This is a genomic window from Enterococcus sp. 7E2_DIV0204 (assembly GCF_002140855.1).
Taxonomy (GTDB): Bacteria; Bacillota; Bacilli; order Lactobacillales; family Enterococcaceae; genus Enterococcus_L; species Enterococcus_L lemimoniae.
Window position 1 is genome coordinate 2,488,573 of sequence record NZ_NGKY01000001.1, and the last position, 16,164, is coordinate 2,504,736.

16 protein-coding genes are annotated in these 16,164 nt (G+C 35.3%); 11 read left to right on the forward strand and 5 right to left on the reverse strand.

Features of this window, described 5'->3' with window-relative positions; genetic code table 11:
- Positions 1-7: 7 nt before the first annotated feature.
- Both A5819_RS11565 and A5819_RS11570 read right to left on the reverse strand, forming a co-directional pair.
- Entirely contained in the window at positions 8-718 is a 711-nt protein-coding gene (locus tag A5819_RS11565) for an HAD family hydrolase (RefSeq protein ID WP_086278932.1), read from the reverse strand.
- Positions 719-1,236: 518 nt separating this feature from the next.
- The gene (locus tag A5819_RS11570) at positions 1,237-1,584 is read right to left on the reverse strand and encodes a hypothetical protein (protein ID WP_086278933.1); all 348 of its coding nucleotides are present in this window, start codon (positions 1,582-1,584) and stop codon (positions 1,237-1,239) included.
- A gap of 271 nt (positions 1,585-1,855) precedes the next feature.
- On the opposite strand from A5819_RS11570, the gene A5819_RS11575 reads away from it, so the two are divergent.
- A complete protein-coding gene (locus A5819_RS11575; protein ID WP_086278934.1) occupies positions 1,856-3,571 on the forward strand; it encodes an ABC transporter ATP-binding protein in 1,716 nt (571 codons plus the stop codon).
- A 42-nt stretch (positions 3,572-3,613) separates the two neighbouring features.
- On the opposite strand, the gene trpS is transcribed toward A5819_RS11575, so the two are convergent.
- Entirely contained in the window at positions 3,614-4,630 is a 1,017-nt protein-coding gene (trpS, locus tag A5819_RS11580; RefSeq protein WP_086278935.1) for a tryptophan--tRNA ligase, read from the reverse strand.
- Positions 4,631-4,993: 363 nt separating this feature from the next.
- Here trpS and spxA point away from each other — a divergent pair, with 363 nt between their 5' ends.
- The 4 genes from spxA to pepF all read left to right on the forward strand — a co-directional run bounded on the left by spxA (position 4,994) and on the right by pepF (position 9,437).
- Positions 4,994-5,392, forward strand: a complete 399-nt coding sequence (gene spxA, locus A5819_RS11585; protein WP_010760718.1) for a transcriptional regulator SpxA — start codon at positions 4,994-4,996, stop codon at positions 5,390-5,392.
- 256 nt (positions 5,393-5,648) lie between these two features.
- Positions 5,649-6,299 carry an adaptor protein MecA gene (locus A5819_RS11590; protein WP_086278936.1) on the forward strand — a complete coding sequence of 217 codons (651 nt, stop codon included), beginning with the start codon at positions 5,649-5,651 and terminating at the stop codon, positions 6,297-6,299.
- Positions 6,300-6,392: 93 nt separating this feature from the next.
- Positions 6,393-7,583: a competence protein CoiA gene (locus A5819_RS11595; protein ID WP_086278937.1), complete on the forward strand. Its 1,191-nt coding sequence runs from the start codon at positions 6,393-6,395 to the stop codon at positions 7,581-7,583.
- A 36-nt stretch (positions 7,584-7,619) separates the two neighbouring features.
- Positions 7,620-9,437: an oligoendopeptidase F gene (gene pepF, locus A5819_RS11600; RefSeq protein ID WP_086278938.1), complete on the forward strand. Its 1,818-nt coding sequence runs from the start codon at positions 7,620-7,622 to the stop codon at positions 9,435-9,437.
- A 56-nt stretch (positions 9,438-9,493) separates the two neighbouring features.
- On the opposite strand, the gene A5819_RS11605 is transcribed toward pepF, so the two are convergent.
- Together A5819_RS11605 and A5819_RS11610 are read right to left on the reverse strand one after the other, a co-directional pair.
- Positions 9,494-10,144 (reverse strand): ClpXP adapter SpxH family protein, encoded by a 651-nt coding sequence (locus A5819_RS11605; RefSeq protein WP_086278939.1) that lies wholly within the window; start codon positions 10,142-10,144, stop codon positions 9,494-9,496.
- A gap of 117 nt (positions 10,145-10,261) precedes the next feature.
- Positions 10,262-10,846 carry a CYTH domain-containing protein gene (locus A5819_RS11610; protein ID WP_086278940.1) on the reverse strand — a complete coding sequence of 195 codons (585 nt, stop codon included), beginning with the start codon at positions 10,844-10,846 and terminating at the stop codon, positions 10,262-10,264.
- Positions 10,847-11,040: 194 nt separating this feature from the next.
- Here A5819_RS11610 and A5819_RS11615 point away from each other — a divergent pair, with 194 nt between their 5' ends.
- The 6 genes from A5819_RS11615 to A5819_RS11640 all read left to right on the forward strand — a co-directional run bounded on the left by A5819_RS11615 (position 11,041) and on the right by A5819_RS11640 (position 15,969).
- Positions 11,041-11,721 (forward strand): GTP pyrophosphokinase family protein, encoded by a 681-nt coding sequence (locus A5819_RS11615; protein ID WP_086278941.1) that lies wholly within the window; start codon positions 11,041-11,043, stop codon positions 11,719-11,721.
- 10 nt (positions 11,722-11,731) lie between these two features.
- Complete coding sequence (locus tag A5819_RS11620; protein WP_086278942.1) at positions 11,732-12,529, forward strand: NAD kinase; 798 nt, start codon at positions 11,732-11,734, stop codon at positions 12,527-12,529.
- A 7-nt stretch (positions 12,530-12,536) separates the two neighbouring features.
- On the forward strand, positions 12,537-13,430 hold the full coding sequence (locus A5819_RS11625) for an RluA family pseudouridine synthase (protein WP_086278943.1): 894 nt from the start codon (positions 12,537-12,539) through the stop codon (positions 13,428-13,430).
- Between the two features lie 19 nt (positions 13,431-13,449).
- Entirely contained in the window at positions 13,450-14,811 is a 1,362-nt protein-coding gene (gene mgtE, locus A5819_RS11630) for a magnesium transporter (protein WP_086278944.1), read from the forward strand.
- A 170-nt stretch (positions 14,812-14,981) separates the two neighbouring features.
- Positions 14,982-15,620: a TetR/AcrR family transcriptional regulator gene (locus A5819_RS11635; protein WP_086278945.1), complete on the forward strand. Its 639-nt coding sequence runs from the start codon at positions 14,982-14,984 to the stop codon at positions 15,618-15,620.
- A 112-nt stretch (positions 15,621-15,732) separates the two neighbouring features.
- Entirely contained in the window at positions 15,733-15,969 is a 237-nt protein-coding gene (locus tag A5819_RS11640; protein ID WP_086278946.1) for a hypothetical protein, read from the forward strand.
- Positions 15,970-16,164: the final 195 nt, after the last annotated feature.

Consider the following 16,164-nt stretch of genomic DNA (forward strand, 5'->3'; position numbering starts at 1 on the left):
AGATTTATTATGAGAATAATGATTGGATCGTTGGGAAAAGGTCTTCAAATGAAGTGACTTCTTTCAGATGATGTGCTTTTTCACCAACAGGCATTTCTCGTAAGCGGTGGTTGAACCATAAAGATTTCCAACCGCCGTTGGTTGCACCGGCAATATCGTTTTCAAAACTATCACCAACATATAATGTATGAGCGCATTCCATGTTAAATTCTTTAGCAGCAAGGTCGAAAATTTCTCTCTCTGGTTTTTGGAAACCAGTGCTTTGGGAAATAATGATATTATCAGTAGGAACCCAATTTTCCAATTGAAGCTGTTTCACTTTTTTGAATTGATGATCTGTTGGACCATTTGTGATGATCCCCATCGGAATGTTGTTTTCCTTTAAGAAATCGAACACTTTTTTTACTTCTGGATGCATCACGATATTATCCAGCTCTTCTTCATATGTTTTTTGAAAAATCAGCCCGTTATCTTGTAAAACACTTGGATAATTTAGGTCTTTTAATGACTCGTTAATTCGATAAAAGCGCATAAACTCTAGTGTCCAGTCATCAGACATGACTTTGGGAAAGGTTTCATCACTATGAAAGCGAAAGCGAATATATAGCGCATGCATGTCCTCAGGTTTTACATCTGGAAATACTGAGTTTATTGCATTTCTAAATGGTTGTTGCTGGTCATAAATCGTATCATCTACATCAAAAACAATGGTTTTCATTAAAAAAATTGCACCCCTTATTAATTTTCACGAAAAATTTCTGAATCCTTTTTCATTGTAGCGAAGTTCTTCACAAAAGAACAGAAAGAAATTTTTAATATAGATTAGAATGCTGTCAGGAAGGGGCTATTAAAAAGTATGTTTGGGTAAATAAACTCATAAAAAAAATATACGCTAAAAAATTCACTTTCATGATCAGAAAGCGAATAAAAAAACATATTTTGACAATTTGTTCTTCAAAAAAGTACTATCGATAGTCCTTTTTTGAAGTGGTGAAAAAACCCTACATTTAGTATAATAAAAACAGAAACACCGATCAGGCCTATCTTCCCCAAGACATAAGCAACTCATCGGTGTTTTTTATGATGTACATGTATATGTCTAATTTAACAAATTGCTTGCTGCTTTTCAAGTTATTGACATAACAGCAATTGGAGTTTTTCAAAATGTCTAAAAAACTGGAGAGAATGTCTCCTCTCCAGTTTGGAAACTCATTATTTACGATGTAATTATCTTAGCTATTTTCTTTTTTTCGTATCCCCAATCACGAAAGTTGCTCCAAAAATAATCGACAATACGGACCAAATATATAAATCTCCGTAGCCGCCAGCAAGTAAGAAGGCAATAATCCCTCCAGCAATATAAAATCCAGCTGCGACAAAACCGCCATTACCAGACGAATTTCTAGTTGCAATCGCTACAATCCCAGCAACTAATAAACAGATAGCTAACAACATACCAGCGCTTCCGCCAGCTTCCCCATTATTGTTTATACTGTTTGATAGCCCGGCGACGCAGGATTGGAATAAAACTAATAATGATAAAATAATACTGATAATGCCAATCACTAATTTTGTTGTTTTCACTTAAACACTCCTTATAATAATCAATGTTGACTGTATATCTAACTATACAACCCTATATATAATATAGTTAAAAGAACTTTTTTTCAATATGAATTTTGGTTATTATTATTCTATTTTGGGTTGCTTTTACCTTAAAATGAATAGAAATATGTTTTGAGCGGTTTTACTACCAAATTTAGCGTTATTTTCTTACAATTTTACGTCTTTCAAGCTTTGCATCCAATCATTCTTTGCGTATAATGGTGGTAGTGTCGAAAGAAAGAGGGAGATTATGTTAGAACGATTTTTTGGTTATTATCGACCATATAAGCACTTATTTATTTTAGATTTTGGTTGTGCTGTTTTAGCTGGTTTGCTGGAATTATCATTTCCAGTTGTGGTAAATCAAGTCATTGATAAAATCATGCCTAAAGGAAATTTCCGATTGATCGCATTAGCGTGTCTAGGTTTGCTTTTATTTTATATACTTAACACTATTTTACAGTATATTGTGGTCTTTTTCGGTCATAAATTGGGGGTCAATATTGAAACAGATATGCGTCGCGAATTATATGGACACTTACAGACGCAACCGTTTGAGTATTATGATAATCAAAAGACTGGGAAATTGATGAGTCGGTTGACAACAGATTTATTTGAAATCTCAGAAGTTGCTCATCATGGTCCAGAGGATATATTTATTACAATCATGACGCTAGTAGGCTCTTTTTATTTAATGCTGAGAATTCATGTACAACTAGCTTTGGCAACGTTTATCGTCTTGCCGTTCATCACGATCGCATTAGTCTTTTTCAATAAAAAGATGACAAAAGTCAATACCAAAATTTATGACAATCTAGGTGACTTTAATGCAGGTGTCGAAGCCTCCGTTAGTGGGATTCGTGTTACACAATCTTTTGCTAACGAACTATTTGAACGTCAGCGCTTTGAGGGGTTGAATCAAGCGTATCGCCAATCAAAAATTACGTTCTATAAAGTGATGGGGATCAGTTCGGCATATAATTACTTTTTGATTCGTTTGATCAATTTGTTTACACTGATTTTTGGGGCTTATTATACAATCAAAGGTGAGATCACTGATGGGCAATTTGTTGGATTTATTCTATTATCCAATGTTTTTGTTCGTCCAATCGAGAAGGTCAATAATATGATTGAAAGTTACCCGAAAGGGATTGCAGGCTTTAAACGTTTCACGGAAGAAATCGATAAGAAACCGTCTATTGAAGACAAACCTAATGCGGTTTCTGTTGACCATTTACATGGAGATATTATTTATGACGATGTTTCATTTTCGTATGCGGACTCAACGAAAGTTTTAAACCATATCAATTTGCAGATTGTTCCCGGTGAAACGGTTGCTTTTGTAGGACAAAGCGGTTCAGGAAAAACGACACTATGTAACTTGTTGCCGCGTTTTTATGAAGTGACAGAAGGAAAAATCACAATAGATGGTATTGATGTTCAAGATATGACATTGGCTTCTTTAAGAAGTCAAATTGGGATCGTGCAACAAGACGTATTTCTATTTCCAGGAACGATTCGAGAAAATATTGCTTATGGTAAACTTGATGCCACTGAAGAAGAGATCCAAAGAGCTGTTCAGTTAGCTCATTTGGAAAAAGTAGTTGATCAAATGTCTGAAGGTTTAGATACAATGATCGGTGAACGTGGAGTCAAACTTTCCGGAGGACAAAAACAACGTGTAGCAATTGCGCGGATGTTCCTAAAAAATCCGCCAATCTTAATTTTAGATGAAGCAACTTCTGCTTTAGATACTGAAACAGAACAAGTGATTCAAGAATCTTTGAATTCATTGGCGGAAGGGCGAACAACATTGATTATTGCCCATCGTTTGGCAACGATCAAACATGCGACTAGAATCATCGTTTTTAGTGATAAAGGCATCTTAGAAGAAGGAACTCACGAAGAATTATTAGCAAAAGGTGGCCATTATCGCCGATTGCACGATGCTCAATTTAGAGATTAATAAAAAGCCAAGCTGATTCGTTCAGCTTGGCTTTTTATTAATTTAATTTCTTTTTCGTGGTTTTCTGCCTAAACCAATTGCATTTTTCATACGTTGTAAGGTTTTATTGGCAACCAGACGAGCTTGTTCAGCTCCAGTATCAAGAATATCATCTAATTCATCAGAGGCTAATAATTCATGATAGCGCTCTTGAATCGGAGCAAGTAGTTCAACGACAGCTTCTGCTAAATCTGCTTTAAATTCGCCATAGCCTTTTCCAGCATACGCTGTAGCCAGTTCTTCAATTGGGCGACCTGTTGCAGCAGAGAAAATACTTAGTAGGTTAGAAATACCGGGTTTGTTCTCTGGATCATATTCAATGATTCCCGTTGAATCAGTGACGGCCGATTTGATTTTTTTACGAATCACATTTGGTTCATCCAACATAGAGATGAAACCTTTAGCATTTGTATCTGACTTACTCATTTTTTTAGTTGGATCTTGTAAGCTCATTACACGTCCGCCTTGTTCAGCGATTTTAACTTCTGGAAGCACTAGAATTTCTTGATTCGCTTGACCGTATCGTTTATTGAAGCGTTCAACAAAATCACGTGTTAATTCCAAATGTTGCTTTTGATCGTCACCAACAGGAACTAAATTGGCATTGTACAAAACAATATCTCCAACCATCAATGGTGGATAAGTTAAAAGTCCGGCACTAACACCTGTCCGGCCATTTTTTTGAGATTTATCTTTAAATTGAGTCATCCGTTCTAACTCACCAATCGTTGTGTTACATTGAATGATCCATGCAGCTTCAGCATGAGCTGAAACTTCTGATTGAATGAAGATTGTTGCTTTTTCAGGATCAAGTCCTACAGCTAAATACAAAGCAGCTAAACCACGCGTCTGTTGTCGTAATTTCAAAGGATCTTGAGGGACTGTTATAGCATGTTCATCAACAATACAAAAATAACAGTCATAGTGATTTTGTAAATCAATAAATTGTTTCATTGCACCAATATAATTTCCAATAGTTGGTGTACCGCTTGGCTGAATGCCAGAAAATATCGTTTCCATAAAGTAACCACCTTAATCAATTAATAAAAAGTCATTGATATCATTATACAGCTAAAAGAAAAAAAAAACAGGATTACAAGAAAAAAATAAAATGTCAGAATTTTTAGACTAGTACAGTTATAGTAGTTTGTGAAAGCTGTATCATTTTTCTTGTTTTTGAAAACGTTATAATTTTATGTTGAAAAATGGTTCGCTTTATTTCAATATTTAAAAAAAAACTTGTAAAATAACTAAAAACTATGTTTTTTTTGGAAAAAGAGCTAGTATTTTTAGTAGAAGTTGGGTATACTAGCATTAAATAGGAAAACAGTTTGATTTCCTGTTTCAAAACAGTGATGAGAATCACAAAAAGGAGTGATGCACATGTTGACACTTTATACTTCCCCAAGTTGTACGTCTTGCCGTAAGGCTCGTGCATGGTTGCAAGAACACGAGATTCCATTCAAGGAAAGAAATATTTTTTCAGAACCATTGAATATTTCTGAATTGAAAGCAATTTTGCGAATGACAGAAGATGGAACAGAGGAGATTATTTCCACTCGTTCTAAGGTTTTCCAAAAACTTAATATGGATTTGGATGAACTTCCGTTGCAGGACTTGCTAGAGTTAGTAAAAGAGAATCCTGGATTGTTGCGTCGACCAATAATGATTGATGAAAAAAGATTACAAGTTGGTTTTAATGAGGATGAAATTCGACGTTTCTTGCCAAGAGGAGTTCGGCAGTTGGAATTACGTCAAGCGCAATTGATGGCAGGTTTATAAAAGGTACTGGAGAACCTTTGTCCTTGTGACAGAGGTTTTCTTTTTCTATTTTTCTCTACATAGTAAATGATTTATTGATTTTTTATAAATATTTATAAAAAAAGTGCACATATGTTTGTAGAACAAGTTTTAAGGAATATACTAAGACAACAGTTTATTTAGGAATATTGTTACTTTTCCCTTTACATTTGGCGTGATTCCGCTACAATGTACGTAAGAATAAGTTTCCTGATTAGCAAAAGTGAGGTGTAGCGACATGGAAATGGAACATATCAATGAAAATACCATACGTGTGTTGATCGGCAATGAAGATCTAGCAGATAGAGGCATTACCTTCTTAGATCTACTTGGCAACCACAAAGAAGTGGAAAATTTTTTCTACAGTATTTTAGAAGAAGTTGATGTGGAAGATGAATTTCAAGGCAGTGAAGCTGTTACCTTTCAGGTTCTGCCAAAAAGTGATGGGTTAGAACTATTTATTAGTAAGAATGCATCAATCGATGAAGTATCTAATTTTGAAGGCTTTAGCGATTTAAATTCAGAAGAAGTTAGTAATATAATTCGCAAACAAATCGAAGAAGATTTTGCTGATGAGACGCAAGAATTTGCTGATAATACAGTTAAAAGTTTAGTATTTGAACTTAACGATTTTGATACAATGGTTCAATTGGCAAATGAAGTTTTCTTACAGTCTGTGATAGCAAATCTATATACATTTAAAGGGACGTATTATCTCCAAACTATTTTCTTATTAGAAGAATTAGGAAAAAATGATGTAGAAAATGAATTGGCTCAATTATTGGAATATGCTAATTTATCTGCTGTTACATCTGAAACATTGACTGAATACGGTACATGCATCATGGAACGCAATGCTTTAGAACTAACAAGATATTACTTTGAATAATTTAAAAACTGAGACAAACGATTATCGTTTTGTTTCAGTTTTTTTTGATGAAAAAGCACTTTTCTTACGTATCTTCATTATGAGGTGAGTGATATGTTAAGTGCTTATTCAAATAACAAAGAAATGATAACACTATTGAATTTATCTAGAGAAGAAATCGAACAGTTAAAAACGGAAAACTATTTTTGTCCTGTTTGTGATCATCCAGTCAGGATAAAAAATGGCAAGGTAAAAGTCCCACATTTCTCACATTATAATCAAAGTACTTGCAGTGTTTATTCAGAAGGTGAGACGATTGAACATCTGACGTTAAAGAAGATGTTTGTTAGATGGTGTGAGCAAGAGGACCTCTCGTATGAATTAGAAAAGTATCTACCTGCTTTACATCAGCGGCCCGATATTTTAATAGGAAATATTGCTGTAGAAATTCAATGCAGTTCTCTAAGTATTTCAAGATTAGTAGAACGAACTCGTAGCTATCAGGAACACGGGTATATCCCACTTTGGATCTGTGGTAATAAGTTATTCTCAAAGCATCATAGTTTAAATGAATTAGCCAAAAATTTATGTTGTTATTCTGAAAAATTAGGCTTTTACTTATGGAGTGCTGACTGGGAGCAAGCAGAATTGACGGTGCATTTTCACATTGAAGAGGATTGGAAAAAAATGCTATTCGCTTCAAAGAGAACCTGGTCTTTTTACAGTGAGTCATTAATAAATATCTTTCATTTTCCCACTAAAGGCAATATTCATAGTCAACGTAAATATAAAATAGGTGAGCTATTATATAATTATTACACTGACTTGAATAAAAAATTATATCGACGAGATGAGAAAATTCGAGTGATTCAAGCTGAATTATATAACAATCGTTTTCATCTGATTCAATTACCAAATTGGTTTTATTATCCAGGTCTACACATTTTCTGCTGTAGGGGATCAGACCTCCTGCTAAAAGTCCGAATTTGGAAATTGGTACAGTTTTTTGATCAGAATGTTATTAGCCATTTTGAGCTGATCCATGCGTTAGAAAAAGAGTTAGCCAAAGGAAGTGAGTTATTTTACGAGCTACCTAATATCCCTCGTAATGTCATCCAGGCTTATTGTCTGAACCAAGTATTCAATTATCTGATCGATTGTCATCATTTAATCAGAGTTCCAACAGGTTGGAAGGTCAGTCTTGAGCAACAGGATCAAAGCACCTCCACTATTTTAGAATGGTTGAAAAGAATTGAAAATAACTATCTAATCACTGCTACTCCATTAAAAAATGTGATAAGATAAGTTTGTTGTAAGAATAATTGAAAAGGGGTAGATCGAATGAGTGAAGCAAAACAATTACCAGAACGTTCAAGTTTACCAGTAGAAAAAACGTGGGACTTAACGAAAATTTTTAAGGATGATCAAGCTTTTGATGAGGCGTTTCAAGCATTATCTGATGAGTTGAAAGAAGTTGAACAGTTTAAGGGGACTTTAGATAAAGGCAGTGATGCATTTCTAGGCAGCATTGAAATGTTATTAGCGATTTATCGTAAAGTTGAAGTCATTTATGTTTATGCTCATTTGAAAAATGACCAAGATACGACGAATACAACGTATCAAGCCCTTTATGCTAGAGCAAGCTCTTTATTAGCTCAGGCTAGTGAATCAGTTGCTTGGTTTGAACCAGAAGTATTATCGTTGGATGACGAGAAAATTTGGGGTTATTTTGATGAAAATCCTAAATTGGCAACCTATCGTCATTTTATTGAAACTATTTTAAGTGAACGTCCGCATATCTTGTCTGCTGATCAAGAAGCTTTATTGGCTGGTGCAGGGGAAATTTTCGAAGCGTCTAGTAATACGTTCTCAATCTTAAATAATGCCGATTTAAAATTTCCAGTTATCGAAAATGAAAATGGTGAGAAGATCCAATTGACTCATGGTGTCTATGGACAATTGATGGAAAATATCCATAGAAGCGTCCGCGAAGAAGCATTTAAAGGACTATATAGCGTTTATGAACAGTTTAAGAATACATTTGCTCAAACGTTAAGTTCACATGTTAAAGCGCATAACTATAAAGCAAAAGTTCGCAACTATTCCTCAGCGAGAGCAGCAGCACTAAGTAACAACCACATTCCTGAAAGTGTTTATGATACATTGGTGGACGTAGTAAATCACAATTTACCATTGTTGCATCGTTACGTGTCCTTGCGTAAACGTCTATTGAAAGTGGACGAACTGCACATGTATGATATGTATACGCCTATTTTAGGAGAAGCATCGATCAAGTATTCTTATGATGAAGCCAAAGCGAAAGCCCTCACTGCATTGAAACCTATGGGAGAGGAATACCTAACGGTTGTTGAATCTGCTTTTAATGATCGATGGATCGATGTTGTTGAAAACCAAGGGAAACGTAGTGGGGCATATTCATCAGGGACATATGACACAGCGCCATATATCTTAATGAATTGGCATGATAGTTTGGATCAACTATATACCTTAGTTCATGAAATGGGACATAGTGTTCATAGCTATTTTACTAGAAGCAATCAGCCATATGTTTATGGAGATTATTCAATTTTTCTAGCTGAGATAGCATCTACGACAAATGAAAATCTATTGACCGAATATCTATTGGAGACTGAGACAGATCCCCGAATTCGTGCGTATGTCTTGAATCATTATTTGGATGGTTTCAAAGGAACAATTTTCCGTCAAACACAATTTGCTGAATTCGAGCACTTTATTCATACGGAAGATGCCAAAGGAACACCTCTAACGAGTGAATATTTAGGTGAGTATTACGGAGATCTGAATCAGAAATATTATGGACCTGATGTTAAGAAAGATCCAGAAATTTCATTAGAGTGGTCTCGTATCCCTCATTTTTATTACAATTATTATGTCTATCAATATGCTACAGGTTTTTCAGCAGCATCAGCGCTAGCAAATAAAATATTAGCAAATGAGCCCTCAGCTTTAGAAAATTATTTAACCTATCTGAAGTCTGGAAGTAGTGATTATCCAATCGAGGTAATGAAAAAAGCTGGAGTAGATATGACAAAACCAGAGTATATCGAAGATGCGATGACGATTTTTGAAGCGAGATTAAATGAATTAGAACAACTTATAGAATCTTTAGAGCAATAAAAAAGAACGATCAGATTTCCTCTTATTCAGAAGAAATCTGATCGTTCTTTTTTTCCTCAAAGTAAATGTAAATGACCATGAGGAACACGAGATTCCTCAAAGTGATTTAATTCAAATTTTTCGTGAAAATACTGTAGATTATCTTCTGACGTTTCACAAAGTCTTTTGATTTCATCCATTGAATCACAGTCTTCTACGAGTACGCCAAAATCACGATCACATGTATAATTATAAACTACTGCAGAAGGGTGTTTCACGATCCCCATTTCACGAGCAATTTGTTGATCTGTTTGAAAAGATTCCTTTACAAAGTCAGATTGACGATCTGCTTTAAACATATCTAGGTCACCGCCAGCTTCTACTACTAATTTTTCAGCTAACTCTAACGAGTAGGGTGTGTTTTCTTCGGCTACTGCTTGTTGTAAACCGAGTAGTAAATGGCGTCCTTTTTTCTTTCCTTGTAATTGTGCTGCTTTGTAATCAAGTGCAGCTGAGTAAACATCCTCAAACAATTGATTTCGTTGTTCGATATCATGTGCTGGTATCTCGAATAACTTTATAAGATGGTTTATGGTCCGCATATTAACCAGCGGAATGAAACGAAATTGAATTTTTTTATTCTCAGTTTCAACCAATTTTAAAATATCCTTTTCTACGTTGAGACAAATGCCCCCCAAAGGATTAACGAACAGATAGATTTCAATCATTCATACTTCCTCCAATTTGACTCTTTTGCGACTAGACATCATTTCTCAACTAAGTGACCCTAATTTATCAGAAAAACTAGGAAAAATGAAATGATATGTTTTTACTATTATAACTTCTTAATCTTTCTCTTTTGAGCTTAGCATCATGCGTTGGATTTTGTTGGGACACGGGGATTCTTTGATAGTCAAAGTATCCAATAAGGAAAGAAAATCTTTCTTACCGTTGGTTGCGTCACTTACTTCTAACTCCAGCTCAAAATCATGTTGCTTATTATACCAACTTTCATCTAGCGCAAGTAAACCTTGGGGAAGTTTTATTTCTGCTCGTTTAGTTGTTAAGCTGCCGATTAAACGTAAATCACTTTGGTCAATTCCTAATTGATTCAATTTGGTGTAAACATTTCCAATAGTTGGAAGTGTGGCCGATTCAACAATAGCATTTGCTTCTTTAACAGAAAGCGCATCATTGATTTCCAACAAACCGACTTTTTCAGGAACTTTTAAAGTGATTTCTGCATTATCTGATAGGACACGAACTCTCAGACCCATCCGCCTTTTTCTAAGTTGAAAATCGGCTGAGTCAAAATAATAATTGATTTGGGTAAAAAATTGTTCTTCTTTAAGTTGAAAGTAGTCAATCACACGTGAAAATTCTTCTATAGATAATAATGTCTTAAATTCTATTTCTAAATTTTCACTCACGTTTTTGGACCCACCTTCTTTAATTTAATTCAATTTTTGCATACTTCCCCTATTTACGTCAAGAAAAGTGAACTAGAAGTTAAAAAATTTCCTATTGTTGAAAAAATTTATACAATTTCTCAATTTACCCTATTTTTCTCAGCTCTATGGTAAAATAAGCAGTGAATCAAATTCAAGGAAATAGAGGGATTAGGATGGAGAAAGAGTGGGAGCTTTTTCTGGCACCTTATGAACAGGCTGTTGGAGAAATGAAAGTTAAACTGCGCGGTATTCGTAAGCAGTTTCGAGAGCAAAATAAACATACACCTATTGAGTTTGTAACAGGCAGAGTGAAACCTGTAGATAGTATTTTAACGAAAGCGGCATTGCGTAATATTTCTGTTGATCGTTTAGAAGAAGAGATGCAGGATATTGCAGGTTTGAGGATCATGTGTCAATTTGTTGAGGACATTCGGCAAGTGGTAGCGATTATTCGTAATCGAAAAGACTTGAAAATCATTCAAGAACGAGATTATATTACCAATAAAAAAGAGAGTGGCTATCGTTCGTATCATTTAGTGATCGAATATCCAGTTCAATTGATTACAGGCGAAAAAATGATTTTAGCTGAAATTCAAATCCGGACATTGGCGATGAACTTTTGGGCTACGATCGAACATTCATTAAATTATAAATATCAAGGTGCTTTTCCAGAAGAGATGAAAGAACGGCTACAGCGTGCGGCTGAAGCTGCCTATCAATTAGATGAAGAAATGTCCACAATCCGTGAAGAAATTCAAGAAGCTCAACATTTATTTTCACATGGACGAGGAAAATCAAAAGCTAACTATTATCAAAATTTCAATGATCATAAAAAGCAGTTAGGGAAAGAATAGGAGGAGCAAAATGAAAGTAGCCATTGTTCATAATCATGAACATAAATCAAGTGAAGTTACCCGCCATTTGCTTCTGCTTCTGAAAAAAAATAAAATTGAAATCGATGATCATCAACCCGATCTTGTGATCTCTGTAGGTGGTGATGGAACGCTATTATCTGCTTTTCACCGTTTTAGTCATCGATTAGATGAAGTCAGTTTTTTAGGTGTTCACACTGGTCATTTAGGGTTTTATACGGACTGGCGGGATTATGAGCTAGAAGAATTAGTTCAAAGTTTGTTAGTTCATCAAGAAAAAAGTATTAGTTATCCCTTGTTAGATGTGAAAATCAGTTTTCATGGAAATAAACCGGATAAACATTTTCTGGCATTAAATGAGTCAACAATCAAGCGAGCCAATCGGACGATGGTTGCGGATGTATTGATCAAAGACGAACTTTTTGAGCGCTTCCGTGGTGATGGGTTGTCCGTTTCCACCCCGACAGGTTCAACGGCGTATAACAAGAGTATTGGCGGCGCCGTACTGCATCCAAGTATTAATGCATTTCAATTAGCTGAAATTGCTTCATTGAATAATCGCGTGTTTCGAACATTAGGGTCTCCGATCGTGATAGCTCATGCAGAATGGTTGGAAATTAAATTGCAGGAAAGCAATGATTATTTGATTACCGTCGACCAGCTAGATATCTATCAAGATGATATCAAGTCGATTTATTATCGTATTGCGGATGAGCGGATCCACTTTGCCTCATATCGACATATGCACTTTTGGCATCGTGTAAAAGATGCCTTTATTAGCGAGGATTAATAACTTAATGGAATTTTATTGGACAGTAGAAAAAGAAGAATCACAACAAGTAAAAGTTTTTTTAAAAGAGCAAGGCATTTCAAAAGGTCTATTAGCGAAAATTAAGTTTCAAGGCGGTAAAATCGAAGTCAATCACTCAGTTGAAAATGCCTTGTTCAAATTATCTTTCGGAGATCAAGTTAAAGTCACGATTCCAGATGAAAAAGAGCATGAGACATTACTTGTAGAGGATGTGCCAATTGATATCGTATTTGAGGACGATCATTATCTAGTTGTGAATAAGCCAGCAGGAGTTGCCTCGATCCCTGCTCAATATCATCCTAATGGAACTATGGCCAATCGTGTAAAAGCCTATTATAAAAATCAAGAATATAAAAATCAGGTGATACATGTCGTCACTCGCTTGGATCGAGATACGACAGGTTTAATGTTGTTTGCTAAACATGGTTTTGCTCATGCGATGCTGGATCAAGAATTGCGTAAAAAAGCAGTAATCAAAATTTATCAAGCACTAGTAGGCGGTTCGACTTCTGAATTAAAAGAGCATACAACCATTCAACTTCCAATCGGTCGAGATTTATCTTCTATTTTGAAACGAACAATTGTTGAAACTGGACAACAAGCTGAAACGGAATATTGGCTGACAAAACGCAAAGGCGATGAAGCTTTGGTTAATATTCAACTTCATACAGGTAGAACCCATCAAATCAGAGTGCATTTTGAGGCGATTGGGTGCCCTTTGTTGGGTGATGAGATGTATGGTGGTAAAATGGATAGTGGTATTGAGCGTCAGGCGCTACATTGCTGTAAATTGAGTTTTATTCATCCGTTTACCAAACAGCGCTTAGAATTAACTTCTCCTTTGGCAGAAGATATGAGGAAAATTGTAGATCGATTATAGATTGAAAGGAGCGGTTTGAGTGAATGAAGGGCAAGAAATGGACGATCATTTTTCGTTACTGTTAGAAAAATTGAAAGACCAACAAATGGCTGAATTCAGAGAATTGTTTTTAGAGCTCCACATATACGAACAAGGACAATTCTACCAATCGATTGACGAAACAGATCGAAAGCAAATTTATAGTTATCTGTCACCAAAAGAATTGGCGGATATGTTTGATGTTATTGAAGAAGATAACGAAAATATGAAGGATTATATTGCTGAAATGCGTCCTAGCTATGCTGCAGAAATGTTATCAGAGATGTATACGGATAACGCAGTTGATTTATTAAATATGCTGGATAAAGGTCAAAAAGCAAAATATTTAAGTCTGATGAGCACAGAAGATGCCGGTGAGATTAAAGAACTATTGCATTATGAAGATGACACCGCAGGCTCGATCATGACAACTGAGTTTGTCTCTATCGTGGCTAACCAAACGGTGCGTTCTGCAATGTATGTCTTGAAAAATCAGGCAGATGTGGCCGAAACGATTTACTATGTCTATGTGGTCGATCAGGAAAACCATTTAGTCGGTGTTATTTCTTTGCGTGATTTGATCGTAAATGATGATGACACGATGATTTCTGATGTTCTAAGTGAGCGGGTCATTTCTGTTCATGTTGGAGATGACCAAGAAGATGTTGCTCAAACGATTCGGGATTATGATTTCTTAGCATTACCAGTTACAGATTATGATGATCATCTTTTAGGGATCGTAACGGTTGATGATATCATCGATGTTATCGATGATGAAGCGGCCAGCGATTACTCTGGTTTGGCTGGGGTCAACGTCGAAGAAGTCAGTGAAAATCCATTCAAAGCAGCTTCAAAGCGTTTGCCTTGGTTGATTACGTTATTATTTTTAGGGATGTCTACAGCAACATTGATTAGCCATTATGAAGAATTAGTAAGTGAAGCAAGTATTTTGGCTGTATTCATTTCATTGATTACAGGGACTGCAGGAAATGCGGGCACCCAATCATTAGCGGTGGCAGTTAGAAGACTAGCTGTATCAGATGAAAAAGATAATAACTTTGGTCGATTGATTGTCAGTGAAGTATTGACTGGTTTAGTAACAGGAGCAATTACAGGAGTAGCAATTTTTCTGGTTGTTGGTGTTTGGCAGCATAATTTTCCATTAGGGTTTGTCATTGGAATGGCGATGTTATGTGCGATCACTGTGGCGAACCTAGCAGGAAGTTTGATTCCGATGCTGATGGATAAATTAGGTTTTGACCCAGCAGTAGCTAGTGGTCCATTTATTACAACTTTAAGTGATTTAACCAGTGTTTTGATCTATTTCAACATTGCTAGTCTTTTTATGCAGTATTTTGTTTGAAAGCAATGCGTTGCGGTGGTGCAGAAGGTATTACTTCTGTACCACCGTTTATTTGGATCCTCAGACACCTTTTTAGTTGGCTAAATTGAAGTCGAAATAAAAGGTCATTTGACAAATCTATTTTTGTTATATATTATACATACTAACGGTATGTAAAGAGGAGTTTTTTTATGGCACGCAATAAGTATCCAGAGGAAACAGTAAAAAAAATATTACAAGTATCAGAGCAGCTTTTTCTGGAAAAAGGGTATGATCAGACTACGATCCAAGATATTATTGATCATTTAGGTGGATTAACTAAAGGAGTTATTTATCATCATTTTAAGTCAAAAGAAGAAATCTTTAATACCATTTTAAAAAAGAAATATACGCTTGGTATTACGAATCAAATTGAGTTGATGAAGAATTTAACTGGTTTTGAGAAGATTAGAAAGATCAATTCAATGAGTTTGCAGGCATTAGAACATCAAAAATTAGCATTTTCAGCCAAATCCTTAATTACAAATCCTAGAATTATTGGTGAGTTATATACAGACGCATTTGCCAATATTATTCCCTATATCAAAACAATAGTAGAACAAGGGGTTGCTGATGGTTCAATCAAAACAGATTATCCTCAGGAAATCGCAGAACTGATTGTTTTTTCAACTAATTTTTGGTTAGCTCCCTCACTTTATAAAATGACAGAAGAACAGCTTTTGACTAAACTTAATTTTTTTAAGTTATTATATGAAGGGGTTAATTTTCCTTTAATCGATGATGACTATATTAATGACCTCATCGGAATGTTTAGAGCAATCAAAGAATAATCAATGCTTAACTGCATTTTTTATTTTTATCCATACATACCGTTAGTATGTATCTGTGGAATGAATAGATCAATGTACAGTAAAGTTAAAGTATGAAAAGGAGGGAAAATGAATGATTCAACATTTAAACAAAAAAATTAGCAAGCTTAATAAGAAATTAGGCGTAACAGTTCAAGTACCAGAATTTACCAGCAACAGACTGAACCAAAGCGCAGTAATGAATTTAATTATTGGTGGAGGTTTAGCAACTGCCGGAGTATTGTTTGAAAGAAAAGAGTTATTCTATTTAGGGGGATTGGGTCTTTTGAGTAGTATTGTGCTGAGTTTTGAAGCGAAGAAATTGAAATAACAATAATGGGCTAGTTATAAATCAAGGGTGTGGGACAAAAGTAAAAAACACTTTTGTTTCACACCCTAAATACGAATAAACGGCAGGAGCAAATGTTCCTCCATGCTTCGAGGATCGGAGTGAAACGAGAACCGTAGATGCATAAGCAATCCCTTCGGAAATAAGCCGAAATTGCTGTAAAACACAGCGAGGTAC

Bases quoted from the DNA above. Each gene is read 5' to 3' on its own strand.
- A5819_RS11565 (WP_086278932.1), bottom strand. From the start codon at position 718: ATGAAAACCATTGTTTTTGATGTAGATGATACGATTTATGACCAGCAA.
- A5819_RS11575 (WP_086278934.1), top strand. From the start codon at position 1,856: ATGTTAGAACGATTTTTTGGTTATTATCGACCATATAAGCACTTATTT.
- trpS (WP_086278935.1), bottom strand. From the start codon at position 4,630: ATGGAAACGATATTTTCTGGCATTCAGCCAAGCGGTACACCAACTATT.
- spxA (WP_010760718.1), top strand. From the start codon at position 4,994: ATGTTGACACTTTATACTTCCCCAAGTTGTACGTCTTGCCGTAAGGCT.
- A5819_RS11590 (WP_086278936.1), top strand. From the start codon at position 5,649: ATGGAAATGGAACATATCAATGAAAATACCATACGTGTGTTGATCGGC.
- A5819_RS11595 (WP_086278937.1), top strand. From the start codon at position 6,393: ATGTTAAGTGCTTATTCAAATAACAAAGAAATGATAACACTATTGAAT.
- pepF (WP_086278938.1), top strand. From the start codon at position 7,620: ATGAGTGAAGCAAAACAATTACCAGAACGTTCAAGTTTACCAGTAGAA.
- A5819_RS11605 (WP_086278939.1), bottom strand. From the start codon at position 10,144: ATGATTGAAATCTATCTGTTCGTTAATCCTTTGGGGGGCATTTGTCTC.
- A5819_RS11615 (WP_086278941.1), top strand. From the start codon at position 11,041: ATGGAGAAAGAGTGGGAGCTTTTTCTGGCACCTTATGAACAGGCTGTT.
- A5819_RS11620 (WP_086278942.1), top strand. From the start codon at position 11,732: ATGAAAGTAGCCATTGTTCATAATCATGAACATAAATCAAGTGAAGTT.
- A5819_RS11625 (WP_086278943.1), top strand. From the start codon at position 12,537: ATGGAATTTTATTGGACAGTAGAAAAAGAAGAATCACAACAAGTAAAA.
- A5819_RS11635 (WP_086278945.1), top strand. From the start codon at position 14,982: ATGGCACGCAATAAGTATCCAGAGGAAACAGTAAAAAAAATATTACAA.
- A5819_RS11640 (WP_086278946.1), top strand. From the start codon at position 15,733: ATGATTCAACATTTAAACAAAAAAATTAGCAAGCTTAATAAGAAATTA.